Source organism: Knoellia sp. p5-6-4 (assembly GCF_029222705.1).
Classification (GTDB): Bacteria; Actinomycetota; Actinomycetes; order Actinomycetales; family Dermatophilaceae; genus Pedococcus_A.
In genome coordinates, this window is sequence record NZ_JARGZF010000001.1 from 968,534 (window position 1) to 991,001 (window position 22,468).

The window sequence follows — 22,468 nt, forward strand, 5'->3', positions numbered from 1 at the left end:
GCCTCAGCGGCGCTGGACGACGTCGAGCAGCAGCGCGTGCTCGATCCCGGCCGCCTCGCCGCCTCTGCCCAGGATCATCTGGATGAGGTCGCGGGGCGGCGGGAAGTCCGGCCCCAGGGCGGCGTTGTACTCGCGGTGCGCCTCGAGCGAGGACACGGCCGCCTCGAAGTGGCCTGTGACGTCGACGTAGTGCGACGGCTGGGGTGAGCCCCCGAAACCGACCAGGGCCACCCCGCCCCACGGCTCGAAACCCTCCGCGGCGAGCTCGGGGAAGATCCACCGGTTGCCGGCATCGGCACAGGCGTCGAGCGTCGCCAGCCCGACCGCCCGGTGGTCGGCCTGGTTGGGCATGCCGCCGAAGAACCGGTCGTGGTAGTCGCCGGTGATGACGACCTCCGGCCGGCGCCGCCGGATCTCCCGGGCGATGTCGCGGCGCAGGTCCAGGCCGTACTCGATGTGCCCGTCGCGGTAGTCGCCGAAGTCGACCTCGGTCACGCCCACCACCGCGGCGCCGTCGCGTTCCTCCTGCTCCCGCAGCGGGCCGGCCTTCGCCGGCTGCATGGTGTCGATCCCGGCTTCGCCGCGCGTGAGCAGGAAGTAGGTGACGACCTTGCCGGCCTTCGTCCAGCGGTCCACCGCTGCCGCGGTGCCGTACTCGATGTCGTCCGGGTGCGCCACGACGCACAGGACGCGCGAGAAGTCGTCTCCGAACTCGGCCAGCTGCGGGCGCTCCGTCATGCGCCCAACGGTATGCCGGGGGCTCGCCTGCCGGGGTCGGTTCGGCTCAGCTGCCGGCCGGGGGCTGGGGCTGCTGGGGGGGCTGGGGCACCTCGCCGGTCGGTGACGCGGACGGAGCGGTCGTCTGGGCCCTCTGCGCGGCAGCAGCAGCCGCGGCCTCGGCCTCCCGGGCCGCCCGGACCTCGGCCTGGGCCGCGGCCATCGGGTCCATCTGGGCGAGCAGCTCGCGGGCGCGCTGCACGTGCCGGTGCTCGACGAGCACCTCGTACTGGGTCGCGACCACCTGGGTGACCGAGGTGAAGTCCCGGTGCCCACCGGTGAACTGGTAGCCGAGGACGGCCCACATCAGGCCGAAACCGGCGCCGAACAGCACCGTCAGCAGGATGCTGCCTGTTCCCGAGGCCTGGGGGTCGAACAGGGCGAAGATCAGCCCGACGAACAGGCCGAGCCACATGCCCGACAGGATGCCACCGGCGGCGACCCGACCGCGGGTGAGCCGGCCCGTGACCCGCTCGAGCTGCTTGAGGTCCGTGCCGACGATCAGCACGTTCTGCACCGGGAAGTCGTGGTCGGAGAGGTAGTCGACGGCCTTCTGCGCCTCCTCGTACTTCTCGTACCGACCGACGCTCATCGGGTACTCCAGCGTCAGGCTGGCGCGGGACCGTGACAACGCGTTCGACTGGGTGCTCATGCGCACAGTCTGTCAAAGCACGCTGGACGTTTCCTGCAGGTGGTTCACACTGCGGGCTCGGGACGCCGGCTCTCAGCCCTTGAGCCGGTAGTCCTCGAGCAGGCGCCGCCCGATGATCATGCGCTGGATGTCGGCCGTGCCCTCCCCGATCAGCAGCATCGGCGCCTCACGGTAGAGCCGCTCGATCTCGTACTCCTTGGAGTAGCCGTAGCCGCCGTGGATCCGGAAGGAGTCCTCGACGACCTGCGAGCAGTACTCGGACGCAAGGTACTTCGCCATGCCGGCCTCGAGGTCGTTGCGCTCCCCCGAGTCCTTCTTGCGGGCCGCCTTGACCATCATCTCGTGGGCCGCCTCGACCTTGACCGCCATGTCGGCGAGGCGGAACAGCACGGCCTGGTGCTCGGCGATCTTCTTGCCGAACGTCTCGCGCTGCTGGGCGTAGGACACACCGAGCTCGAAGGCTCGACGGGCGACGCCGCAGCCGCGGGCGGCGACGTTGACGCGGCCCACCTCGACGCCGTCCATCATCTGGTAGAAGCCCTTGCCCGGCTCTCCCCCGAGGATCTGGGCCGACGTGGTCCGGTGCCCCTCGAACACGAGCTCGGTGGTGTCGACGCCCTTGTAGCCCATCTTCTCGATCTTGCCCGGCACCGTGACGCCCTGGGCGGTCTCGCCGAACCCCTCGGTCTTGTCGATGAGGAAGGTCGTCATGTTCTTGTAGACCGAGTCGGCGCCGGTGTCCGTCTTCACAAGCACCGCAACGAGGTTCGCCGAGCCGCCGTTGGTCAGCCACATCTTCTGGCCGTTGATGGTCCAGTCGTCGGAGTCGCCGTCGCGCACGGCCTTGGTCTTGATCGCCGAGACGTCGGAACCGCAGCCCGGCTCGGACATCGAGAAGGCTCCGCGGATCTCGCCGGTCGCCATCTTCGGCAGGTAGTGCTGCTTCTGCTCCTCGGTGCCGTGCTGGAGGATCATGTAGGCGACGATGAAGTGGGTGTTGATGATGCCGCTGACCGACATCCAGCCGCGCGCGATCTCCTCGACGCAGAGCGCGTAGGTCAGCAGCGACTCCCCCAGGCCGCCGTACTCCTCGGGGATCATCAAGCCGAAGATCCCCATCTCCTTCATGCCCTCGACGATCTGCGTGGGGTACTCGTCCTTGTGCTCCAGCTCGGTGGCGACGGGGATGATCTGCTCGTCGACGAACTCGCGCACGAGCTTGACGAGCTCGTTCTGCTCCTCGGTCAGGCCATCGGTCTGCTGGAGTCGGGACATGCGCTTTCGCCACCTTGCGTCGCGGGATAGGACCTGCCGCGAGTATGCCGAGTGGTCACCTGAGGGGACAGTGGAACTCCGTGTGAGTCCCACCACCCCTCCGCACCTTTGTCGGGTCACCCGATAAACGGCCGCATCACCCCTGGTGGCACGTCTGGGTGAGCGCACCTTTCTCGGGTGACCCGATAAAGGGTCGGGCCGTCAGGGAAGGTCGACGAACGGCTCGAGGAAGGCTCGGGCGCTCTCGGTGTCCATGCGGTACGCCACGTTGGTGGCGTAGCAGGGGACGTCCCCGGTGATCGTCGTGGCCGCCAGCACCCACTCGCCGTCGAGCACGACGAAGTTCGGCCCGCCGGAGTCGCCGTAGCACGCCCCGCCGAGGCCGCGTGACTCGTTCATGGCCAGGCGCACCCACGTGTTGTTGAGGGCGCTGAAGTCCTCCATCGCCTTCATCCGCACGCCGCCCCCGAGGTGCTGGTGCCCGCCCGGGCCGCGCAGGGCCTCTTCGGTGCCGTACCCGACTGCCCACCACTGCGCCGCGTCGAGGGCCCGAGAGCCGAGGCTGTCGAGCTGCCCCTCGGTGGGCAGCGTGGCGGGCTCGAAGTCCCAGACGTCCTGCGGCGTCACGTCCCGCTCGTAGAAGTCGAGGACGCCGATGTCGTGGCTGTCGGCGGAGTTGCCGGGATAGGAGGGGTCCTGGTGCGGGTCGCCCTCGACGATCCAGCCCTCGTCGAGGAACAGCTCGGCCTGCTCGGCCGGAGTCAGCCCGTCCTCGACAGCCGCGTCGAGCTTGCTCTGGACGTCCTCCTCGAGGGAGACGAAGAAGCGCGTGCCTGCGGGCCAGTCGTCCGTGCAGTGCGCGGCCGTGAGGAAGGTGTCGTCGTCGACCATGGCCCCGCTGCACACCCAGTCGAAGCGGTCGTACGTGCCGTCCTCGTCGCGGTCCCACAGGGCGACGAAGGCCCCTACCTCCGTGCGCTCTGGAGCCGGCTGGGCGTTGTAGGTGTTGATCGCTGCAGCCGGCAGGGCGAGGGCCACGGTGGCCGCACCTCCGGTGACGAGCGCAGTGACGACACTGGCAACAGAACGGCGCATGGCTGATTCCCCTCACTCACTCCCCCAGACCCCTGCTGGAGAACCCGGGGTCAAGGTACGCCCGATCCCTCGCCGAGGGAACCCCTGGAAAACCGGTGGCGCATCGGTCGGGACGGCTGCCACGCTGGGAGCAAGCCGCACGGCATACCGGCTGTGCACCGACTCCACTGCGGAAGAAGGGAGGCGCGACATGTCCACGACTGTCCTGGGCCGCCTTCGTGCCCACACCCTTCTCACCTTGGAGTCTTGTCTTGCACGCATTCTCGGAGAACGCACAGTTCTCGTTTGACAGCCGCCCCGACGACCCGCCGGAGGGCGAGCGCTGGTCCACCTGGGACGGCGCCACCCACGGGCCGAAACCCCGACCCGACTGGGTGATCACCGCGCTCGGCGCCGTCGAGTCCGACCTGGGGATCCTCAAGACCGGCAAGGAGGCCGACGTCCACGTCGTGCGCCGGTGGATCCCTGACGGCACGGATCGCCCCGCGCACGACACCCTGCTCGCCGCCAAGCGCTACCGCACCAGCGAGCACCGCATGTTCCACCGCGACGCCGGCTACCAGGAGGGCCGCCGGGTCCGCCGCAGCCGGGAGATGCGGGCCATGGCCCGGCGCACCGAGTTCGGCCGCGAGCTGTTGTCGGGGCAGTGGGCCTCGGCGGAGTTCGAGGCGCTCGGCACGCTGTGGGAGCTCGGCCTGCCGGTGCCCTACCCGGTGCAGCTGAGCGACCGCGAGATGCTGATGCAGTTCGTCGGCGACGACGGGCAGGCCGCGCCACGCCTCGCCCAGACCCGGCCCGCGCCGGACCTGCTGGCCGAGCTGTTCGAGCAGCTGCGCGGGTCGCTCACCCTGCTCGCGCAACGGGGCTGGGCGCACGGCGACCTCTCGCCCTACAACGTGCTGCTCGACGGTGATCGGCTGGTGCTCATCGACTGGCCGCAGATCGTCGACGTCATCGGCAACCCGCGCGGGTTCGAGTTCCTCGAGCGCGACGTCGCGAACATGTGCCGGTGGTTCCGCAGCCGGGGTCTCGACGTCGAGGAGGGCGAGCTGCTCGGCGACCTCGTCGCCGCTGCCACGTCGCGCTGGTAGCCCGGGGCGTCCGCCGGCGAGCCCGCGCGTCCTAGGGTGCTGTCATGGCCTTCCCCACCCGCCGCAGCGTCCTTGCCGCCGCGCTGGGCACGGCGCTCGCGGGTGGGCTCGGGGCGTGCGGCGACGGCGAGGTGGCCTGGCGGTCCGGCCGCCTGCGGACGGCCCACTGGCCAGGGCACCAGCCGCGCTGGCGGCTCGCCGTTCCCAGCGAGGGCGACCGGTCGCCACCGGTCGTGGTGGTGCTGCACGGCCGGGGCGGCAACGCCGACACCGCCTTCGACGAGCTGCACCTGCACGACCACGTGGCGCGCACCGGTCTGGCCGTCGCCTCCGTCGAGGGCGGCGACCTCTACTGGCACCGGCGCCGGTCGGGGGCCGACCCCGGACGCATGGTCACCGACGAGCTCCTCCCGCTGCTACGGGCCCAGACCGGGTATGCCGGGCCGGTCGCCTTCCTGGGGTGGTCGATGGGCGGCTACGGCTCGCTGCTCCTCGCCAGCGTGCTCGGACCGCGGACCGTCGGTGCGGTGGTGGCGCAGTCAGCGGCCCTGTGGACCGATTCCGGGGCCAGTGCGGCCGGGGCGTTCGACGACCGGGCCGACTTCGAGGCCCACGACGTCTTCGACCGCTCGCGCACCGAGGTGCTCGCACAGCTCCCCGTCCGGCTCGACTGCGGCGTCGCCGACCCGTTCGTCGAGGCCAACCGCGTCTTCGCGGAGCGGCTGCCCTCGGCACGGCTCACGGTCGACGCCGGGGGCCACGACACGGGCTATTGGCGCGACCACGCCAGCGCCCAGCTCGACTGGGTCGCGGCCCGCCTCGACGGCCGCTGAGCCGGCGTCAGTAGACGACGACCCGGCTCCCGACCGGCATCAGGGCCCGGGCCCAGATCATGTCCATGGCGGCGTTGCTCACCCGGGCGCAGCCGTGCGAGGCGGGGTGGGCCGGCACCGACGCGGCGCCGTGCACCGCGATCCCGCCGTTGAAGTAGCGCGGGCGCCACAGGTCGCCGAGTGGGCCCTCGTCGTTGCCGTCGACGGTGCGGAACACCGAGTACGTGCCGGCCGGCGTCACGGCGCGCGCCTGCCGGCCGTAGTACTCGAAGGACTCGCCGTTGCCCGTGCTGGTGTTGAGGATCGTCGTGACCGCCCCGCCGCGCACGACGAGGAGCACCTGGCGCTGCAGGTCGACCTCCAGGCCCGTGCCCCCGATGCGCGACTGCGGCCGCACCCCCGCATGCAGGGCCCGGCGGGTGGCGGGGCCGAAGACCCCGTCACGCCCGAGGCCGGCGGACTTCTGCAGCGCCATCACCGCCTGCGAGGTCAGGTAGCCGTAGGTTCCGTCCGGGGTGCCCAGCCAGTAGCCGAGCGACGACAGCCGCTGCTGCACCGACAGCACGTAGGCACCGGAGTCACCGGGATGCAGGGTGTCGCCCTCCTTGGGCGTCGGCTTCACGGTGGGGGTCGGCTTGGGCGCCGGCTTGGTGGTCGAGGGCTTCGGCACCGGGGTGCTCGTGGTCGGCGAGGGCGTCTTCGTGGGCGCTGGGGTCGTCGTCGGTTCCGTCACCGGTTCCGGGCTCGACGGCGCGGCTGTGGTGGACGACGGCGACGCGACCGCACGCGAGGTCACGGGCGAGGGTGCCGCGGTCTCGGCGCCCTCGACCGCGACCATGCCGCAGCCGGTCAGGCCGAGGGCCGCCGCCGCGAGCACCGCGGCCGCCCGTGCCGCCGCCCCCGCCACGTCCCCTGGGTGTCGCCCCATCGATGTCCCCCGTTCCGACGCCGTGCGCGACGCCTGTCGTCTGACCGGGCACCCATCCTCGGGGAACCCCGCCCGTTGTGGCTCGTGCCACACGCCCGTCACCCGATTCGTGAACAGATCGAGACCTTGGCAGCTGCGTGGCTGGTGCGGCCGCCCTCCTCGTGAAGGGCGGCCGCACCCACTCAGACGCGCGGCGGCACTCCAAGGTTGCGTCGCAGGGACCGGGTCTTGCGGAGAGGCATCACAGGGGGTCAGCGGTCGGCCTCGGCCTCCAGCGCGCGGATCGCCTCGTGGGTCTCGAGCACCCGCCGCGCGGTGTCGACGTGCAGGCTCTCGACCATGCGACCGCCGAAGGTCACGACGCCCGAGCCGGCGCCGTCCTCCCACGCCTGCAGGATGCCGCGGGCCTCCTCGACCTGCTCAGCGCTCGGCGCGAAGGCGGCGTTGCACGCCTCGACCTGTCCCGGGTGGATCAGCGTCTTGCCGTCGAAGCCCATCTGCCGCCCCTGGAGGCACTCTGCCTCGAACCCTTCGGCGTCCTTGACGTTGTTGTAGACGCCATCGAGGATCACCGTCCCGGTGGCACGGGCCGCCAAGAGGCAGAGCCCCAGACCGGTCAGCAGCGGCTGCCGGCCGGGCACGTGCTCGGCGTGCAGCTCCTTGGCGAGGTCGTTGGTGCCCATGACGAGCGCGGCGAGCCGTTCGGACGCACCGGCGATCTCCTCGCAGTGCAGCATCGCCTGCGGCGTCTCGACCATGGCCCAGAGCTTCGTGTGCTCCGGCGCACCAGCCGCCTCCATCGCACCGACGAGCTGGCGCACCTCGTCGCCCGAGCCCACCTTCGGCACGACGATGCCGTCCGGGCCCGCGGCGCACGCTGCGGCGAGATCGACGTCGTGCCACCGGGTGCCGATCCCGTTGATGCGGATGGTGACCTCGCGACGGCCGTACTCCCCCGATCGCGCTGCGGCGCAAGCGTTCTCGCGAGCCTGCTCCTTCGCGTCGGGGGCGACGGCGTCCTCGAGGTCGAAGATGAGCGCGTCGACCATCAGGGTCTTGGCCTTCTCCAGCGCCCGCTCGTTCGAGCTGGGCATGTAGAGGACCGAACGACGCGGCCGGTATGCCGTGTGCTCGCCGCTCACGTCCCGCTCCCCTCCGCGCCGGTGCCGGCATCGGCACCGCCGTCGGGCACGGCGGCATACAGCTCGGCGAGCTCGGGGTCGGTGCGCGAGAGGCGCTCCGCGAGCTCCACGATCACCAGGCACTGCTTGAGGCTGGCGTCGTCCTCCATCTTGCCGTCGAGCATGACGGCGCCGGTGCCGTCGCCCATCGCGGCAACGACGCGCCGGGCGTGGGCGACGTCCTCGGCCGAGGGGCTGAAGACCCGCTTGGCGATCTCGATCTGCACCGGGTGCAGCGACCACGTGCCCACGCAGCCGAGGAGGAAGGCGTTGCGGAACTGGTCCTCGCAGGCGACGACGTCCTCGATGTCACCGAACGGGCCGTAGTACGGGAGGATCCCGTGCATCGCGCAGGCGTCGACCATCCGCGCGATGGTGTAGTGCCACAGGTCCTGCTGGTAGGTCGCGCGCTGGCCCTGGACGTCGCCACCCACCGGGTCCTGGCGCACGAGGTAGCCCGGATGGCCGCCGCCGACGCGGGTGGTCTTCATCCGCCGGTCGGCCGCGAGGTCTGCCGGGCCGAGCGACAGGCCCTGCATCCGCGGGCTGGCGCCGCAGATCTCCTCGACGTTGGCCATGCCCCGGGCCGTCTCGAGGATGGCGTGCACGAGGATCGGGCGCTGCAGCCCGACGCGCGCCTCGAGCTGGGCGAGCAGCCGGTCGACGTAGTGGATGTCCTCGGGGCCCTCGACCTTCGGCACCATGATCACGTCGAGCTTGTCGCCGATCTCGGTGACCAGGGTGACCAGGTCGTCGAGCACCCAGGGGCTGTCCAGCGCGTTGACGCGCGTCCACAGCTGCGTGTTCTCGCCGAAGTCCGTGGCCTTGGCGATCTGCACCAGGCCCTCGCGCGCGGCCACCTTCCGGTCTGCCTTGACGGCGTCCTCGAGGTTGCCGAGCAGCACGTCGACCGTGCCGACCATCGCGGGGACCTTGGCGGCCATCTTCTCGTTGCTCGGGTCGAAGAAGTGGATGACCCGCGAGGGCCGGGCGGGCACCTCTGTCACCGGTCGTGGGGCCCCCACGGCAAGGGGCTTGAAGAAGTCCTTGGCGCTGCGCATGCGCGGACGCTAGCGCAGACGCCAGCACGGCGGTTATGACACAGTTCACGGTGTGACCGAGCCCGTCGAGGTGACCACCACCGCGCAGCCGCACGTCAACGTCACCGCGTTGTTCGCCGAGGCGGCCGGCAAGTCGGGCCTGCTGTGGATCGACGTGCCGGGCGACCGGGCCTGGCCGGCGTGGCACGCCTGGGCCGACGACACCGTCTTCGTGGTCTCGGGGCCGGGCGAGCAGACGCTGCCCTGGCTGCCCGACGAGGTGGCGCTCATCCTGCGCAGCAAGGACACCGGCGGCCGGCTGCTCACCGTGCACGCGACGGCCCGCACCCTCACCCCCGACGACCCGCAGTGGCCGACCGCGACCGAGGCGCTCAAGGCCAGCCGCCTCAACGCCACCGACGACGTGGTCGCCCGCTGGGCGACCTCGTGCACCGTCCGGGCGCTGCGGCCCTACGGCACCCCGCTCGAGGCGCCCGGCCACTACGGCGACACCTCCGGCGCAGCCCCGGTGCCACCGAGCGAGGCGACCACCACCGGCTGGCGGCCCTGGCACCTCGGCGGCCGTCCGCAGCGGCGCCGCGGCACGCGCTTCCCCGACGACCGCGGCGGCGCCGGATAGCCTTGCTCGCGTGAGCACCCCGTCGCGCGTCTTCGTCGGCCGCCTGACCAGCCTGAGCGTGTTCGACCCGCTCGGCGACCAGGTGGGCCGCGTGCGCGACGTCGTCGTCACCTTCGGCGCCTCGCGGCGGCGGCCCCGGGTCATCGGCCTCGTCGTCGAGGTGCCCGGCCGGCGCCGCGTGTTCGTCCCGATGACGCGGGTGACCTCCGTCGACGGCGGCCAGGTCATCACCACGGGACTGGTCAACATGCGGCGGTTCGAGCAGCGCGCCAACGAGGTGCTCGTGATGGCCGAGCTGCTCGACCGGCAGGTGACGGTGCGCGACCCCGAGGGCGACTACACCGCGACGGTCGAGGACATCGCCATCGAGCGCGAGCGCACCCGCGACTGGGCGGTCTCGAAGGTCTTCGTCCGCCAGGGACCGGCCCGCGGCCACCTCGGACCGTTCCGGCGCCGCCGCGGCGCCACGGTGCTGGTCCCCGTCGAGGACGTCACCGGCATACACCGCTCGACCCCGGCGCAGAGCGCCGCCCGGCTGCTCGAGAACTACGACGACCTCAAGCCCGCCGACCTGGCCGAGGTGATCCACGACCTGGCGCCCAAGCGCCGTGCCGAGGTGGCCGCCGCCCTCGACGACGAGCGGCTCGCCGACGTGCTAGAGGAGCTGCCCGAGGACGACCAGGTGCAGATCCTCGCGACGCTGGAGCGCGAGCGCGCCGCCGACGTGCTCGAGGCGATGGAGCCCGACGACGCCACCGACCTGCTCAAGGAGCTCACCCCCGAGCAGCGCGAGGAGCTGCTCGGCCACATGGAGCCCGACGAGGCGGCACCGCTGCGCCGGCTGCTGACCTACGACGAGAACACCGCCGGCGGCATGATGACCACCGAGCCGGTGATCCTCGCCCCCGACGCGACGATCGCCCACGCGCTGGCGGTGGTCCGCAAGGTCGAGCTCTCCCCCGCCCTGGCCTCCACCGTCTTCGTGTGCCGGCCGCCGCTGGAGACGCCCACCGGCAAGTTCCTCGGCATCGTGCACATCCAGCGACTCCTGCGGGAGCCGCCGCACAACCCGATCGGCGGCATCCTCGACAAGGAGCTCGAGCCGCTGCGCCCCCACTCCCCGCTCGGCCAGGTGACCCGGGTGCTGGCCACCTACAACCTCACCGGCGTGCCCATCGTCGACGACGAGGGACGCCTCGTCGGCGCCGTCACGGTCGACGACGTGCTCGACCACATCCTTCCCGACGACTGGCGTGAGGAGCGGCACGAGGTGACCCGTGACTGAGCGTCCGAGCCGCACCGCCCCGACCCGCCTCGACCAGCCGCGCGAGGTGCGGCGGGCGCTCCTGCCGCGGCCCACGGTCTCGCAGGAGACCTTCGGCGTGTGGAGCGAGCGCTTCGCCCGCTTCATGGGCACGCCCCGCTTCCTGATCTACATGACGGCGTTCGTCGCCCTGTGGATCACCTGGAACGCCGTGGGCCCGCCCGACCTGCGCTGGGACCCCTACGCGTTCATCTTCCTCACGCTGATGCTGAGCCTGCAGGCCTCCTACGCCGCGCCGCTGATCCTGCTCGCGCAGAACCGGCAGGCCGACCGCGACCGGGTGGCGCTGGAGCAGGACCGCGCGCGCGACGAGCGGAACCTCGCCGACACCGAGTTCCTCACCCGCGAGGTCGCCGCGCTGCGCCTGGCCCTCAGTGAGACGGCGACCCGCGACTTCGTGCGTTCGGAGCTGCGCGGGCTGCTCGAGGACTTCGAGGAGCGCGGCCTCGAGGTGCGCCGGCGTGACGGGGGCGACAGTGGGCCGGAGGCCACCGGTTCCGCGCCTGACCAGCCCGCGACCTAGCATGGGGGCATGTCCGCCCCTGCTGCCCCCGTGACCGACGACGCCCTGTACGAGGCCCTCTCGACGGTCATCGACCCCGAGATCCGCAAGCCCGTGACCGAGCTCGGCATGGTCGAGAGCGTCTCGGTCGACGAGGCGGGGCACGTGGCGGTGACGATCCTGCTCACCGTGTCGGGGTGTCCCATGAAGGACACCCTCACCAAGGACACGACCGCGGCGCTGGCCAAGGTGCCCGGCGTGGGCGGTGTCAAGGTCACCCTGGGCGTCATGAGCGACGAGCAGCGCACCGCCCTGCGCCAGCAGCTGCGCGGCGGGGCCCCCGAACGCGAGATCCCCTTCGCCAAGCACAACAGCCTCACCCGCGTGTATGCCGTGGCGTCCGGCAAGGGTGGCGTCGGCAAGTCGTCGGTCACGGTCAACCTCGCCGCGGCCCTCGCCGAGAGCGGACTGCGCGTCGGCGTCGTCGACGCCGACGTCTACGGTTTCTCCGTGCCTCGCATGCTCGGCGTCGAGCACCGGCCCACCCAGGTCGACGACATGATCCTTCCCCCCGTCAGCCACGACGTGAAGGTCATCTCGATCGGCATGTTCGTGCCCGGCAACCAGCCGGTCGTCTGGCGCGGCCCGATGCTGCACCGGGCCCTCCAGCAGTTCCTCGGCGACGTCTTCTGGGGCGACCTCGACGTGCTCCTGCTCGACCTGCCGCCCGGCACCGGCGACATCGCGATCTCGGTGGCCCAGCTGATCCCGGGCGCCGAGATCCTCGTCGTGACCACCCCGCAGCAGGCAGCGGCCGAGGTGGCGGAGCGGGCCGGGTCGATCGCCCTCCAGACGCACCAGCGCATCGTCGGGGTCATCGAGAACATGAGCTGGCTCGAGCTGCCCGACGGCTCCCGCCAGGAGATCTTCGGCTCCGGCGGCGGCCGGGCGGTCGCGGAGTCGCTCAGCCGGTCCGTCGGCGCCGAGGTGCCGCTGCTCGGCCAGGTACCGCTCGACACCAACCTGCGCGAGGGCGCCGACCAGGGCACGCCCGTCGTGCTGCGCGACCCGGACAGCCCGGCTGCGGTCGTGCTGCGCGCGATCGCGCGCGGCCTGGGCTCCCGGGCGCGCGGCCTCGCCGGTCGCTCACTCGGCCTGACCCCTACCGGCCGCTGACGGCATACGACTCTGTATGTCGCGGGAGCGGCTCATGACCCACACGGGCCGTGGAACCGCTCCCGACGCGGACGAGGTCGGGGGCTCAGGTGGCGTCGAGGTCGTACGGGGTCGGGCGCGTCGGGTCGTAGGCCTTGCTGCCGTTGGCCCGGCCGCCGTTGGCACCGGGGCCGTCGGCGGAGGCCGCCTTGGCGTCGAACGGGGTGTCGTCGAGCAGCGCCTCGCGCACGATGCGCCGCGGGTCGTACTGGCGCGGGTCGTACTGGCGCCAGTCGATGTCGTCGAACTCCGGCCCCATCTGCTCGCGCAGCTGCCCCTTCGCCGACTCGGCCATGGACTTGGCCTGGCGCACCAGCCGGCCCAGCTTGGCGGCATACTCCGGCAGCCGCTCAGGCCCGAGGATGAGCACGGCGAGCACGATGAGGAGGATGAACTCCCATCCGGTGATGTTCACGCGCCGGTTCCTGCCCTCGTCACTGGTCGGTGTTGCCCTGCAGGGTCATCCTGACACTGATCTCGCGTGAACCGCGACGCACCTTCATGGTGACCTCGTCGCCGACGCTCTTCGCGCGGATGAGGACCACGAGGTCGTCGGGATCGGTGACCCGGCGTCCGTCGAACTCGATGATGAGGTCCCCCGGCTTGACTCCCGCCTTGCCGGCGGGGCCCTCGGGGGTCACCGGCTCGCGCTGCGCCGACGACTCCTCGAGGATCTTGACCCCGTCGGCGCCGTCGTACTGGCGGTCGAGGATCACACCGATGACGGGGTGCTCCGCCTTGCCGGTGCGGATGAGCTGGTCGGCGGTCTTGCGGACCTGGTCGACCGGGATGGAGAAGCCGACGCCGATGTTGCCCGACTGCTCCCCCGAGCTGCCGGGCACGCGGGCGATGGCGGAGTTGACGCCGATGACGCGGCCCTGCATGTCGAGCAGCGGCCCCCCGGAGTTGCCCGGGTTGATCGCGGCGTCGGTCTGGAGGGCGTTGATGAACGACTGCTCGTCACCGTCACCACCGGGGCTCACCGGACGGTTGAGGGCACTGACGATCCCTGAGGTGACGGTGTTCTCGAGGCCGAGGGGCGCACCGAGGGCGATGACGTGGTCCCCCACCACGACGTCACCGGACGAACCGAGGACCAGGGGCTGCAGGTCGCTGCGCCCGGTCTTGAGGACCGCGATGTCGTAGGAGCTGTCACGACCGGCGATCGTCGCGGCGATCTCGGTGCCGTTGGCGAGCTGGACGCGGATCGTGCCCTCGCCCGCGGCTCCGGCCACGACGTGGTTGTTGGTGATGATGTGGCCCTGCTGGTCGGCGACGAACCCCGAGCCGGTGCCGTCGCCGTCGGCGCCCTGCACCTTGATGGTCACGACGCTGGGCAGCGCCTTGGCCGCGATGTTGGCGATGGACCCGTCCGGGCGGCTGGTGGCGCCGCTGCCCACGGTCGGCAGGGGCGACGGGGAGCCGCTCAGGCCGCCGAAGCCGAGCCGGTCGTTCGCGCCGAGCCAGCCGCCGGCGAGACCGCCGAGCAGGCCCGCCAGCAGCGCGCTCAGCACCGCCACCGACACCAGCGCCGGCCAGCCCGGGCCGCGGCGCGGGGGCCGGCCCTGCGTCATGGCGTGGTGCGACTGGGTCCAGTCCTGGGTCGGGGGCGCCTGCTGCCAGCCCTGGTCCCACTGCTGGTGGTTCCACTGCTGGTCCCCCTGCGGCTGGTCCCAATGGCCGGACGCCTGCGCGCCAGAACCCGGCTGGCCCGGCCACCCGGTCTGTCCCTGCGCGGTGGGCCACCCGGCCTCGTGCTGCGCAGTGGGCCAGCCGGTCTGGCCGTGGGGGGCCGGCTGGGGGTCGTAGGTCCACGACGGCTGGGGGGCCGGCTCGCCCGCACCGACCGGCGGCGGGATGGCCTGGGTGTTGCTCAGGTCGACCGGCTGGGTCTGCTCAACCGGCAGCTGGGCCTGGTCGACCCGCTGGGCCTGGTCGACACTCTCTGGGGGCTGGTGCTCGGGTGCCGGCGGCGTCCACGCGGCATCACGCCCATCGGGCTCGTCCTGCCGGCGTTCGCGAGGCTCGGTCATGGCAGCGATTCTGCCGAACCGCGCGGGGCGCCGCTCACGACGGGTCTGCCGGCGCCACTGAAGACGACCGTCGTGGCCGACACCGGAAGCTGCGCGCGGGCCCGGAGCGAGGCACCGAAGGAGGCGCTGGTGAACGACGGGCTGACCGGCCGGGCGCGCTGCACGGCGGTTCCGGGCGCCGGGGTCGCCGGGCCTGTCGGCACCAGCGGGCTGCCGACCACGGCGAAGCTCCAGGCCGCGGCGGCCGAGGCGCCCGCGGCCAGGCCGGCGAAGACGGTCGCGCGCATCACGGAGCGGTGCATGGCAGGGGCGCAGCGGTCGACGACCGGCACCGGTGGTGGCGGGATGCGCAGCGGCCGCACCTCACGGACAGGTGCGGCCCGGCCGCCGGCGCGGGGGGCACCGACCGGGCCGTCGGCGGGGCCGCCAGTGGAGGCCATCGACAGCAGCACGGCTCGCAGGTCGCTCGGCACCGCAGGCCCTGCCGATGCCCGCAGGGCACCGAGCACCCGCTTCTCCGCCTCGACGGCCTGGCGACAGCAGGTGCACGCCACCAGGTGGCGGTCCCACGACCGCAGCTCAGCCGGGGACAGGGCCCGGTCGGCATACGCCGTCAGCTCGGGTCCCAGGCACCGCTGCAGCGGCCGGGGACCGGAAGGGATCCTGCTCACCGCGCCTCCGGCACCGCTCGCCGCAACACCGACAGGCGCCGCCGGGAGGACGCGGAGCTCGGGCTGGGCTCGACGGGCGACGTGGGCTCGACGGGGCGCGTACCGGGGGCGCGGTGGGCCAGGGCCTCGCGCAGCAGGGCGCGGCCACGGTGGATGCGCGAGCGCACCGTGCCGAGCTTGATGCCCAGCGTGGTGGCGATCTCCTCGTAGGACAGACCCTCGATGTCGCACAGGACGACGGCGGCCCGGAAGTCCGGCGGCAGCGCGTCGAGGGCGCGCTGGACGTCGTCGTTGAAGTGGTTGGCCTCGAAGGCCTGCTCGGGCCCGGCCTCACGGGTGGGCAGGCGGGCGGCGGACTCCTCCGAGAGCGCGTCGAACCGGATCCGCTGCTTGCGGCGCATCCGGTCGAGGAAGACGTTGGTGGTGATGCGGTGCAGCCAGCCCTCGAACGTGCCCGGCTGGTAGGAGTGCAGCGAGCGGAACACCCGGATGAAGACGTCGTGCGTGAGGTCCTCGGCGTCGTGGACGTTGCCGGTCAGGCGGTAGGCCAGCCGGTACACCCGCGCGGAGTGCTGCTCGACGATCTCCTCCCAGGTCGGAGGGACCCACGGCTGCTCGGGCGAGACAGCCACGGCAGCCCGGTCCGGCGCGCCGATCTGGTCGGTCGCGGTCACGTCGCTCACCTCCGTAGGGCGCGCGCTGCGCGCACTGGTTGCCGGTCTGGACGACCGCGCACGGTCGATGGTTCCCCACCAACCTGAACGTTCCCTGTGTGCGGGGCGCGCACCTCGTCCGCTCCACCCGGCATTCGTGCGGCGCGGCCGCGCGGATGGGTGCGCGAATCGGGGCATCTGCGGCGCTAGGGTTGCCCGCATGACCGCACAGAAGCCTGCCAGCTGGGCCTACGCCGAGGAGTTCGTCACCGAGACGCCGGTGGTGGAGCAGGCTCGCCGCCGTGGCGAGGAGCTCGGCGCCTCCCCGGTCGGCAACGGCGCGGGGGTGGTCCTGCGCCTGCTCGCGGCCGCCTCGAAGGCGCGTTCGGTCATCGAGATCGGCACCGGCGCCGGCACCTCGGGCCTCTGGCTGCTCCAGGGCATGCCCGCCGACGGCATCCTCACGACCATCGACGTCGAGCCCGAGCACCAGGCCGCGGCCCGGCAGGCCTACCGCGAGGCCGGCATCGCGCCGCAGCGCACACGCGTGATCAGCGGCCGCGCCCTCGACGTCCTCCCCCGCATGACCGACAGTGCCTACGACATGGTCGTCGTCGACGGTGAGAAGGCCGAGTACCCCGCGTACGTCGAGCACGCGATCCGGCTGCTGCGCTCCGGCGGGGTGCTGGTGCTCGACAACATGCTCTGGCACGACCGGGTGGCCGACCCCGCGGCCCGCGACGAGCAGACCACCGTGCTGCGCGACCTCGGCAAGACCCTGCGCGACGACGACCGTCTCCTGCCGGCGCTGCTGCCGGTGGGCGACGGGGTCCTCGCCGCCGTCAAGCGTTAGACACTCATCCGGTTGAAAAGGCCTCAGGCGGTGCCGGGGCCGGGGCCGCGGCGGAATCCCGCCGGCCCCTCGGCGATCGCCACGACCTCGAACGGCTCGACGGTCACCGGGGGGGACCCGATGATCCTGCTGCCCGCCGAGTCGGCCGCCTCCTTCTCGAACTCGCTCTGGAAGTCGTCGCGGTAGACCGCCTCGTCGAAGACGTAGGTGCCCTCGAACCAGCGGCCCTCGCTCATGCGCCAGGTCTTGAAGGCCAGCCCGTCGAGGAACATGAACTTGGCCATCGACGTGCCGATGACGTAGTCGCGCAGCTTCTGGCCCACCGCGGGGTCGCTGTCCTCGAGCGACCAGCGCACGGTCAGTCCGTATCCGGCATTCATTGCATGTCCTCCAGCAGGGTCAGCAGCAGCCGCGCTCCGAAGCCGGTGGCTCCCTTGCTCAGCAGTCCGCGGTCGACATCGGATCGGCCGGTGCCGGCGATGTCGAGGTGCGCCCACCGGCGGTCGCCGGCGAACTCGCGCAGGAACAAGGCTGCCGTGATCGAGCCCGCGCCGCTCTTCGGTCCCGCTATGTGGTTGATGTCGGCCACCTCGCTGTCGAGGTCGGGCCGGTAGTCCTCGACCAGCGGCAGCGGCCAGAGGGTCTCCCCGGTGCGCTGACCTGCGGCGACGAGCTGCTCGCGCAGCGCGTCATCGGTGGCGTAGACCGGCGCCATGCTGCGGCCGAAGGCCACGCGCGCGGCTCCGGTCAGCGTGGCGATGTCGAGCAGGACGTCGGGGTCGAGGTGCCGGTCGGCGTAGGCGAGCGCGTCGGCCATGACGATGCGGCCCTCGGCGTCGGTGTTGCCGATCTCGACGGTGCGGCCGCCGTACTGCTTGACGACGTCGCCGGGGCGGTAGGACGCCGCCCCCACGGCGTTCTCAGCCAGGGCGAGGAGGCCGGTGACGCGCACGGGCACGTCGAGGTCGCGGCAGGCGGCGAGCACGGCGAGCACGATCGCCGAGCCCGACATGTCGGTCTTCATGGCGAGCATGCCCTCGGCCGGCTTGATGTCGAGGCCGCCGGTGTCGAACGTGATGCCCTTGCCCACGAGCACGACCCGCGGGGTCTTCCGCGACGCGCCCCTCGGGGTGTGGTCGAGCTGCACCAGGCGTGGTGGCGTGGCCGAGCCACCGCCGACGGCGAGCAGGCCCCCGAAGCCCTCGCGGCGCAGGTCGGCGTCCGACCACACCCGCACCCCCAGCCCGGTGCGCTTCGCGATGGTCTCCGCCTGGGCGGCCATCCACGCCGGGTTCTTGATGTTCGACGGCGTGACGGCGAGGTTGCGGGCCAGCATGGTCGCCCGGGCCCGCACGACGGCCCGTCGCACCACCTCGGCGTCCGGGGCGCCCGTGAGGGTGACGGCGCTGACGGCGGCCGCCTTCGGGTCGGCCGGCTTGCCGCTCCACCGCGGCGGCGTATAGCCACCGAGGCAGCAGCCCTCGACGAAGGCGGCGAGCGCCGAGGCGTCCCCGCCCGCGGGGATCGGCGTCACGAGGTGCCCACGCCCCCTGGCCTCGCGCCCGAGGGCCGCGCCGGCCGTGCGCAGGTCTGCGGCCGACCCGGACCCCGTGCCGACCAGCACGAGCACGCGGGCCGGGCGCCCGGATGGCAGCGGCACGGTGGTCACCGCGCCGGGCTTGGCCTCCGGCTCGTAGGCCTCGGCCAGCCACGTGGCGTCCAGGCCCAGCAGTGCGACGGCCTCGGCGTCCGGGCCCTCGGTGGCCAGCCCGCCCTCGGCGACGGGCAGCGCGAGCACGAGGCCCGCCGGTTCCGATCCGGCGAGCACGTCGGCCAGGGCCCGGTCGGTGGACTCCCAGCGGCTCGAGGCGGGGTTCAGCAGGTCGGGGGTGTTGTCGTCAGGCACGCCTGCGAGCCTATCGACCCCGGCCGCGACGACTCGGGGGTGCCGTGGGCAGACGAGACCCCCGCCGGCTGGTGCCGTCGGGGGTCTCGTCGGTGCTTCGTCAGGTCCGCAGGACGCTCAGGCCAGGCCCTCGCAGTTGTCGATCGCGGCGCCGAGCTCCTTGGCCTCCTCGGGGGTCATCTCGACGACGAGGCGGCCGCCGCCCTCGAGCGGCATGCGCAGAACGATTCCGCGACCTTCCTTGGTGACCTCGAGCGGGCCATCTCCGGTCCTCGGCTTCATTGCCGCCATCGGGACTCCCCTTCCGTGGGCGTGGATCTGTTGACGGCACGCGGGTCCACGCCGGCATGTCTGTCCCGGTCGCGCCAGATGTCAGTTCATTATCCCGTGAACTGCGCCGATGGTGAAATCCACCACTCGTCCATCCGCCAGACTGTGCATCGTGCACGCGCGCTCAGCCCTCTTCGACCTCTACGGCGACCACCTGCTCGCACGCGACGGGTGGGCGCCCATCGCGGCGGTCGTCGGGCTGCTCGGCAGTCTCGAGATCACCGCCCCCGCGGTGCGCACGGCGGTCTCGCGCATGGTCCGCGAGGGGTGGCTCGAGCCGCAGGAGCGCGACGGCCGCGGGTATGCCGCGACGGCCCGCGCCCGCGCGCGCCTCGAGGAGGCGCACGGGCGCATCTACCGCACGGCGCAGACACCGTGGGACGGGCACTGGCACCTGGTGTCCGTGGAGCACCAGGCCGACCGCAACACCCGGGCCAGGGTGGCCCAGTCGCTGCGCTTCCTCGGCTACGGGTCGCTCGCGGCCGACACCTGGGTCGCGCCGCGCCAGAGCCCGGAGCTGGCCGAGGTGCTCGGCCGCGAGGGGGTCCACCACGACGGCTTCACGGCGAGCTTCCAGGGCGAGGGCTCGGCGCTCGTGAGCCGGGTCTGGGACCTCGAGGCGCTGGGCACGGCCTACCGACGCTTCGCCGAGGCGGCCCGCGAGGCGGGCCTGCCCGACGACCCCGAGCAGGCCTTCGCCTCGAGGTCCGGGCTGGTGCACGCGTGGCGGCTCTTCCTCTTCAGCGACCCCGGGCTGCCCGAGGAGGTGTTGCCGGCGCACTGGCCGGGCAGGGAGGCGGCCGAGCTGTTCGACCGGCAGGCCCGCGCCCTCCTGCCGCAGGCCCGCGCGTGGGTCGACACCTGGCTGGCGGGCGGCCCGGGCGCAGGCGCGCAGCGGCGGTCAGGCGCCTGACAGGCTCGCCGGCGGCAGCTCGAACCACCGCAGGTGGTCGAAGTCGTCGTTGACCGAGCCGTCCCCCTCGCACGGCGTCGCCGCGCGGAAGATGTCCTCGGCCTCGCGCAGGTAGTCCTGCAGCGCCGACTCGGGTGCGGTGTCGTGCTGGCGCGGGTAGGTCATCACGCCGTCGGCGTCGTAGCCGACCTGGTGCAGGCGCAGCGGCGGCTCCACGGGACCCCGGCGGTGGTGCCAGCGGCCGCTGGCGGGGTCGAAGCGGTAGTCGCCGAGCAGGCGCCAGCCCTCCCGGGCCACGAGCCGCACGGCCTCGACGACGTACTCGAAGACGGCGTCGGAGATGAAGTAGTTGAAGTTCACCCGCACCCAGCCGGGCTTGATGCCCTCGCAGCCGTGGCCGATCTCGCGCTCGAACTCGTGGCTGCGGTCGATGTCGATGCCGAGCAGGTAGTGGCCGTAGGGGCCGGCGCACGAGCAGCCGCCGCGCGACTGGATGCCGAAGAGGTCGTTGAGCACCGCCACGACGAAGTTGTGGTGCAGGAACCTGCCCCGCTCCCCCGGGGCACGCACCACGAAGGAGACGATCGAGAGCCGGTCGGCGCCGAGGTTGCCGAGGATCTCGATGGCCGGCTCCTGCTGCCAGGCCTGCACGGCCCGGCGGAGGAAGTGGTCCTCGCGCTCTCGGATGGTCTGGACGCCGACGGCCTGCTTGAGCTGGAAGACGAGGCCAGCGCGGATGGACTCGATGATGGCCGGCGTGCCGCCCTCCTCGCGGTGCGCCGGGTCGTCGAGGTAGCGGTGCTCGTCCTTGTTGACGAAGGCGACGGTGCCGCCGCCGGGCACGTCGGGCACCCGGTTCGCGGTCAGCTCGCGGCGCACCACGAGCACACCGGGGGTCGCGGGGCCGCCGATGAACTTGTGCGGGCTGAGGAACACCGCGTCCTTGTAGGCCGCGGGGCCGGCGCCCGGGGACCCGTACATCTCGATGTCCACGTAGGGACCGGCCGCGGCGAAGTCCCAGAAGGACAGCGCGCCGTGGTCGTGCAGCAGGGTCGCGATGGCGTCGGTGTCGCTGACGATCCCTGTGACGTTGCTGGCCGCCGAGAAGGACCCGATCTTCAGGGGCCGCGCGGCGTGGCGCGTGAGCTCCTCGGCGAGGCGGTGGAGGTCGATGTGGCCGTCGGCGTCCTGCGGGATGACCACGACATCGGCGATCGACTCACGCCAGACGAGCTCGTTGCTGTGGTGCTCGTAGGGCCCGATGAAGACCACGGGCCGCTCGTGGGGGGCGATGGACTCGGCGAAGTGGTAGCGGTCCTCGAGGTTGGACGGGACCCGCAGCCCGAGCATGCCGACCAGCTTGTCGATGGTCCCGGTGCAGCCCGACCCGGCGAACATGACGATGGTGTCGTCGTCGCCGCCCACCGCGTCGCGGATGATGCGCCGCGCGTCCTCGCGCAGCCGGGTCGTCTGCAGGCCGGTGCCCGAGCTCTCGGTGTGGGTGTTGGCGTAGCGCGGGAGGACCTCGTCGCGGATGAAGTCCTCGATGAAGGTCAGGGCGCGACCGGAGGCGGTGTAGTCGGCATACGTCACGCGGCGCGGGCCGTAGGGCCCGAGCATGACCTGGTCGTCGCCGATGACCGAGTCCCGGATCCGGCGCAGGAGCGCGGGGTCGGCGGGGGTGCTCACGACACGGTCGGCCCGGTGCTGTCCCACGCCCTCACTATAGGAATGATGGGGCCCATGACAGGCCAGACCCCGCAGACCCAGCCGCCCGTCCTGCTCGAGACCTCGCCGGAGGGCGTGGCCACGGTGCGGCTCAACCGCCCGGACGCGATGAACGCCCTTGACGTCGAGACCAAGGAGCTGCTGCTGCAGACCCTGCGGCAGGTGGCCGAGGACCCGGCGGTGCGGTGCGTGGTGCTGACCGGCACCGGCCGTGCCTTCTGCGTCGGGCAGGACCTGCGCGAGCACGTCGAGCTGCTGCAGTCGGCCGACCAGGCGCTGTTCGCGACCGTCGCCGAGCACTACAACCCGATCGTCGAGCTGCTCGTCACCATGGAGAAGCCGGTCGTCGCGGCCGTCAACGGCGTCGCGGCCGGCGCGGGCGCCTCGTTCGCGTTCGCCGCCGACTTCCGGGTTATGGTCGACACCGGCGGCATCAACCTGGCGTTCGCCGGCATCGCGCTCTCGTGCGACAGCGGGTCGTCGTGGACCCTGCCGCGGCTGGTCGGGCCCGCCCGGGCCAAGGAGCTGCTGCTCCTGCCGCGCACCATCCCCGCGCAGGAGTGCCTCGACCTCGGGCTGGTCACCACGGTCGTGCCCGCCGACGGGTTCGACGCCGCGGTCGAGGAGCTCACCTCGACGCTGGCGGCCGGGCCGACGATGGCCTACGGGTGCATCCGCAACGCGGTCGCCTACAGCGCCGGCCACCCCCTGGGCGAGTCCCTGGCCCGGGAGGGCGAGTACATGGCGCGCACCGGCGAGAGCGCCGACCACAAGGCCGCTGTGGACGCGTTCCTGGCCAAGGCGAAGCCCGTCTTCACCGGCGCCTGA

Annotated in this window: 24 protein-coding genes; 9 read left to right on the top strand and 15 right to left on the bottom strand. The window is 72.4% G+C overall.

All coding sequences use genetic code 11. The features are described from left to right. Nucleotides 1–3: 3 nt before the first annotated feature. The 4 genes from P2F65_RS04625 to P2F65_RS04640 all read right to left on the bottom strand — a co-directional run bounded on the left by P2F65_RS04625 (nt 4) and on the right by P2F65_RS04640 (nt 3,799). The gene (locus P2F65_RS04625) at nt 4–738 is read right to left on the bottom strand and encodes a PIG-L deacetylase family protein (RefSeq protein WP_275804622.1); all 735 of its coding nucleotides are present in this window, start codon (nt 736–738) and stop codon (nt 4–6) included. Between the two features lie 46 nt (nt 739–784). Continuing rightward, nucleotides 785–1,429 carry a general stress protein gene (locus tag P2F65_RS04630; protein WP_275804624.1) on the bottom strand — a complete coding sequence of 215 codons (645 nt, stop codon included), beginning with the start codon at nt 1,427–1,429 and terminating at the stop codon, nt 785–787. A gap of 72 nt (nt 1,430–1,501) precedes the next feature. Then, nucleotides 1,502–2,704 carry an acyl-CoA dehydrogenase family protein gene (locus P2F65_RS04635; RefSeq protein ID WP_275804626.1) on the bottom strand — a complete coding sequence of 401 codons (1,203 nt, stop codon included), beginning with the start codon at nt 2,702–2,704 and terminating at the stop codon, nt 1,502–1,504. Nucleotides 2,705–2,905: 201 nt separating this feature from the next. Beyond that, a complete protein-coding gene (locus P2F65_RS04640) occupies nt 2,906–3,799 on the bottom strand; it encodes a trypsin-like serine protease (RefSeq protein WP_275804628.1) in 894 nt (297 codons plus the stop codon). Between the two features lie 251 nt (nt 3,800–4,050). Here P2F65_RS04640 and P2F65_RS04645 point away from each other — a divergent pair, with 251 nt between their 5' ends. Together P2F65_RS04645 and P2F65_RS04650 are read left to right on the top strand one after the other, a co-directional pair. Continuing rightward, nucleotides 4,051–4,890: an RIO1 family regulatory kinase/ATPase gene (locus P2F65_RS04645; RefSeq protein WP_275804630.1), complete on the top strand. Its 840-nt coding sequence runs from the start codon at nt 4,051–4,053 to the stop codon at nt 4,888–4,890. Nucleotides 4,891–4,934: 44 nt separating this feature from the next. Continuing rightward, the gene (locus P2F65_RS04650; RefSeq protein WP_275804632.1) at nt 4,935–5,723 is read left to right on the top strand and encodes an alpha/beta hydrolase-fold protein; all 789 of its coding nucleotides are present in this window, start codon (nt 4,935–4,937) and stop codon (nt 5,721–5,723) included. Nucleotides 5,724–5,730: 7 nt separating this feature from the next. Here the strand turns inward: P2F65_RS04650 and P2F65_RS04655 are convergent, their stop codons facing one another. The 3 genes from P2F65_RS04655 to P2F65_RS04665 all read right to left on the bottom strand — a co-directional run bounded on the left by P2F65_RS04655 (nt 5,731) and on the right by P2F65_RS04665 (nt 8,893). Next, nucleotides 5,731–6,651, bottom strand: a complete 921-nt coding sequence (locus P2F65_RS04655; RefSeq protein WP_275804634.1) for a L,D-transpeptidase family protein — start codon at nt 6,649–6,651, stop codon at nt 5,731–5,733. A 251-nt stretch (nt 6,652–6,902) separates the two neighbouring features. Continuing rightward, nucleotides 6,903–7,793, bottom strand: a complete 891-nt coding sequence (locus P2F65_RS04660) for a CoA ester lyase (RefSeq protein WP_275804636.1) — start codon at nt 7,791–7,793, stop codon at nt 6,903–6,905. After that, nucleotides 7,790–8,893 (bottom strand): CoA ester lyase, encoded by a 1,104-nt coding sequence (locus tag P2F65_RS04665; RefSeq protein WP_275804638.1) that lies wholly within the window; start codon nt 8,891–8,893, stop codon nt 7,790–7,792. Before P2F65_RS04665 ends, P2F65_RS04660 begins: the two co-directional genes overlap by 4 nt. Nucleotides 8,894–8,945: 52 nt before the next feature. Here P2F65_RS04665 and P2F65_RS04670 point away from each other — a divergent pair, with 52 nt between their 5' ends. The 4 genes from P2F65_RS04670 to P2F65_RS04685 are packed head-to-tail and all read left to right on the top strand — an operon-like array spanning nt 8,946 to nt 12,514. Next, on the top strand, nt 8,946–9,512 hold the full coding sequence (locus tag P2F65_RS04670) for a hypothetical protein (RefSeq protein ID WP_275804640.1): 567 nt from the start codon (nt 8,946–8,948) through the stop codon (nt 9,510–9,512). 10 nt (nt 9,513–9,522) lie between these two features. Continuing rightward, the gene (locus tag P2F65_RS04675) at nt 9,523–10,797 is read left to right on the top strand and encodes a CBS domain-containing protein (RefSeq protein WP_275804642.1); all 1,275 of its coding nucleotides are present in this window, start codon (nt 9,523–9,525) and stop codon (nt 10,795–10,797) included. After that, on the top strand, nt 10,790–11,359 hold the full coding sequence (locus P2F65_RS04680) for a DUF1003 domain-containing protein (protein WP_275804644.1): 570 nt from the start codon (nt 10,790–10,792) through the stop codon (nt 11,357–11,359). Before P2F65_RS04675 ends, P2F65_RS04680 begins: the two co-directional genes overlap by 8 nt. 9 nt (nt 11,360–11,368) lie before the next feature. Beyond that, on the top strand, nt 11,369–12,514 hold the full coding sequence (locus P2F65_RS04685; protein ID WP_275804645.1) for an Mrp/NBP35 family ATP-binding protein: 1,146 nt from the start codon (nt 11,369–11,371) through the stop codon (nt 12,512–12,514). 85 nt (nt 12,515–12,599) lie between these two features. Here P2F65_RS04685 and P2F65_RS04690 read toward each other — a convergent pair whose 3' ends face one another. From P2F65_RS04690 to sigE, 4 genes are read right to left on the bottom strand one after another with little or no spacing between them, the layout of a single operon-like run. Beyond that, nucleotides 12,600–12,968, bottom strand: a complete 369-nt coding sequence (locus tag P2F65_RS04690) for a twin-arginine translocase TatA/TatE family subunit (protein ID WP_275804647.1) — start codon at nt 12,966–12,968, stop codon at nt 12,600–12,602. A gap of 19 nt (nt 12,969–12,987) precedes the next feature. After that, the gene (locus P2F65_RS04695; RefSeq protein WP_275804649.1) at nt 12,988–14,586 is read right to left on the bottom strand and encodes a trypsin-like peptidase domain-containing protein; all 1,599 of its coding nucleotides are present in this window, start codon (nt 14,584–14,586) and stop codon (nt 12,988–12,990) included. Then, nucleotides 14,583–15,257, bottom strand: coding sequence for a hypothetical protein (locus P2F65_RS04700; RefSeq protein WP_275804651.1), 675 nt, complete (start codon nt 15,255–15,257; stop codon nt 14,583–14,585). Before P2F65_RS04700 ends, P2F65_RS04695 begins: the two co-directional genes overlap by 4 nt. Beyond that, nucleotides 15,254–16,132, bottom strand: coding sequence for an RNA polymerase sigma factor SigE (gene sigE, locus P2F65_RS04705; protein WP_345803672.1), 879 nt, complete (start codon nt 16,130–16,132; stop codon nt 15,254–15,256). The genes P2F65_RS04700 and sigE overlap by 4 nt, the downstream gene beginning before the upstream one ends. Here sigE and P2F65_RS04710 point away from each other — a divergent pair. Beyond that, nucleotides 16,131–16,763 (top strand): O-methyltransferase, encoded by a 633-nt coding sequence (locus tag P2F65_RS04710; protein WP_275804654.1) that lies wholly within the window; start codon nt 16,131–16,133, stop codon nt 16,761–16,763. The two genes, sigE and P2F65_RS04710, sit on opposite strands and share 2 nt — an antisense overlap. A 23-nt stretch (nt 16,764–16,786) precedes the next feature. Here the strand turns inward: P2F65_RS04710 and P2F65_RS04715 are convergent, their stop codons facing one another. The 3 genes from P2F65_RS04715 to P2F65_RS04725 all read right to left on the bottom strand — a co-directional run bounded on the left by P2F65_RS04715 (nt 16,787) and on the right by P2F65_RS04725 (nt 18,960). Next, nucleotides 16,787–17,143: a hypothetical protein gene (locus tag P2F65_RS04715; RefSeq protein WP_275804656.1), complete on the bottom strand. Its 357-nt coding sequence runs from the start codon at nt 17,141–17,143 to the stop codon at nt 16,787–16,789. After that, nucleotides 17,140–18,669, bottom strand: a complete 1,530-nt coding sequence (locus tag P2F65_RS04720) for a leucyl aminopeptidase family protein (RefSeq protein WP_275804658.1) — start codon at nt 18,667–18,669, stop codon at nt 17,140–17,142. Before P2F65_RS04720 ends, P2F65_RS04715 begins: the two co-directional genes overlap by 4 nt. Before the next feature lie 117 nt (nt 18,670–18,786). Continuing rightward, nucleotides 18,787–18,960, bottom strand: coding sequence for a DUF3117 domain-containing protein (locus tag P2F65_RS04725; protein ID WP_275804659.1), 174 nt, complete (start codon nt 18,958–18,960; stop codon nt 18,787–18,789). A gap of 151 nt (nt 18,961–19,111) precedes the next feature. On the opposite strand from P2F65_RS04725, the gene P2F65_RS04730 reads away from it, so the two are divergent. After that, the gene (locus P2F65_RS04730) at nt 19,112–19,912 is read left to right on the top strand and encodes a PaaX family transcriptional regulator C-terminal domain-containing protein (RefSeq protein ID WP_275804660.1); all 801 of its coding nucleotides are present in this window, start codon (nt 19,112–19,114) and stop codon (nt 19,910–19,912) included. On the opposite strand, the gene P2F65_RS04735 is transcribed toward P2F65_RS04730, so the two are convergent. After that, nucleotides 19,901–21,628, bottom strand: a complete 1,728-nt coding sequence (locus P2F65_RS04735) for an aminotransferase class V-fold PLP-dependent enzyme (protein ID WP_275804661.1) — start codon at nt 21,626–21,628, stop codon at nt 19,901–19,903. The genes P2F65_RS04730 and P2F65_RS04735 overlap by 12 nt on opposite strands. Nucleotides 21,629–21,655: 27 nt before the next feature. Between P2F65_RS04735 and P2F65_RS04740 the strand changes: the two genes are divergently transcribed. Further along, the gene (locus P2F65_RS04740) at nt 21,656–22,468 is read left to right on the top strand and encodes an enoyl-CoA hydratase-related protein (protein ID WP_275804662.1); all 813 of its coding nucleotides are present in this window, start codon (nt 21,656–21,658) and stop codon (nt 22,466–22,468) included.

Bases quoted from the DNA above. Each gene is read 5' to 3' on its own strand.
- P2F65_RS04635 (WP_275804626.1), bottom strand. From the start codon at position 2,704: ATGTCCCGACTCCAGCAGACCGATGGCCTGACCGAGGAGCAGAACGAG.
- P2F65_RS04655 (WP_275804634.1), bottom strand. From the start codon at position 6,651: ATGGGGCGACACCCAGGGGACGTGGCGGGGGCGGCGGCACGGGCGGCC.
- P2F65_RS04685 (WP_275804645.1), top strand. From the start codon at position 11,369: ATGTCCGCCCCTGCTGCCCCCGTGACCGACGACGCCCTGTACGAGGCC.
- P2F65_RS04640 (WP_275804628.1), bottom strand. From the start codon at position 3,799: ATGCGCCGTTCTGTTGCCAGTGTCGTCACTGCGCTCGTCACCGGAGGT.
- P2F65_RS04710 (WP_275804654.1), top strand. From the start codon at position 16,131: ATGACCGCACAGAAGCCTGCCAGCTGGGCCTACGCCGAGGAGTTCGTC.
- P2F65_RS04665 (WP_275804638.1), bottom strand. From the start codon at position 8,893: ATGCGCAGCGCCAAGGACTTCTTCAAGCCCCTTGCCGTGGGGGCCCCA.
- P2F65_RS04630 (WP_275804624.1), bottom strand. From the start codon at position 1,429: ATGAGCACCCAGTCGAACGCGTTGTCACGGTCCCGCGCCAGCCTGACG.
- P2F65_RS04740 (WP_275804662.1), top strand. From the start codon at position 21,656: ATGACAGGCCAGACCCCGCAGACCCAGCCGCCCGTCCTGCTCGAGACC.
- sigE (WP_345803672.1), bottom strand. From the start codon at position 16,132: ATGCGGGCAACCCTAGCGCCGCAGATGCCCCGATTCGCGCACCCATCC.
- P2F65_RS04715 (WP_275804656.1), bottom strand. From the start codon at position 17,143: ATGAATGCCGGATACGGACTGACCGTGCGCTGGTCGCTCGAGGACAGC.
- P2F65_RS04650 (WP_275804632.1), top strand. From the start codon at position 4,935: ATGGCCTTCCCCACCCGCCGCAGCGTCCTTGCCGCCGCGCTGGGCACG.
- P2F65_RS04625 (WP_275804622.1), bottom strand. From the start codon at position 738: ATGACGGAGCGCCCGCAGCTGGCCGAGTTCGGAGACGACTTCTCGCGC.
- P2F65_RS04695 (WP_275804649.1), bottom strand. From the start codon at position 14,586: ATGACCGAGCCTCGCGAACGCCGGCAGGACGAGCCCGATGGGCGTGAT.
- P2F65_RS04725 (WP_275804659.1), bottom strand. From the start codon at position 18,960: ATGGCGGCAATGAAGCCGAGGACCGGAGATGGCCCGCTCGAGGTCACC.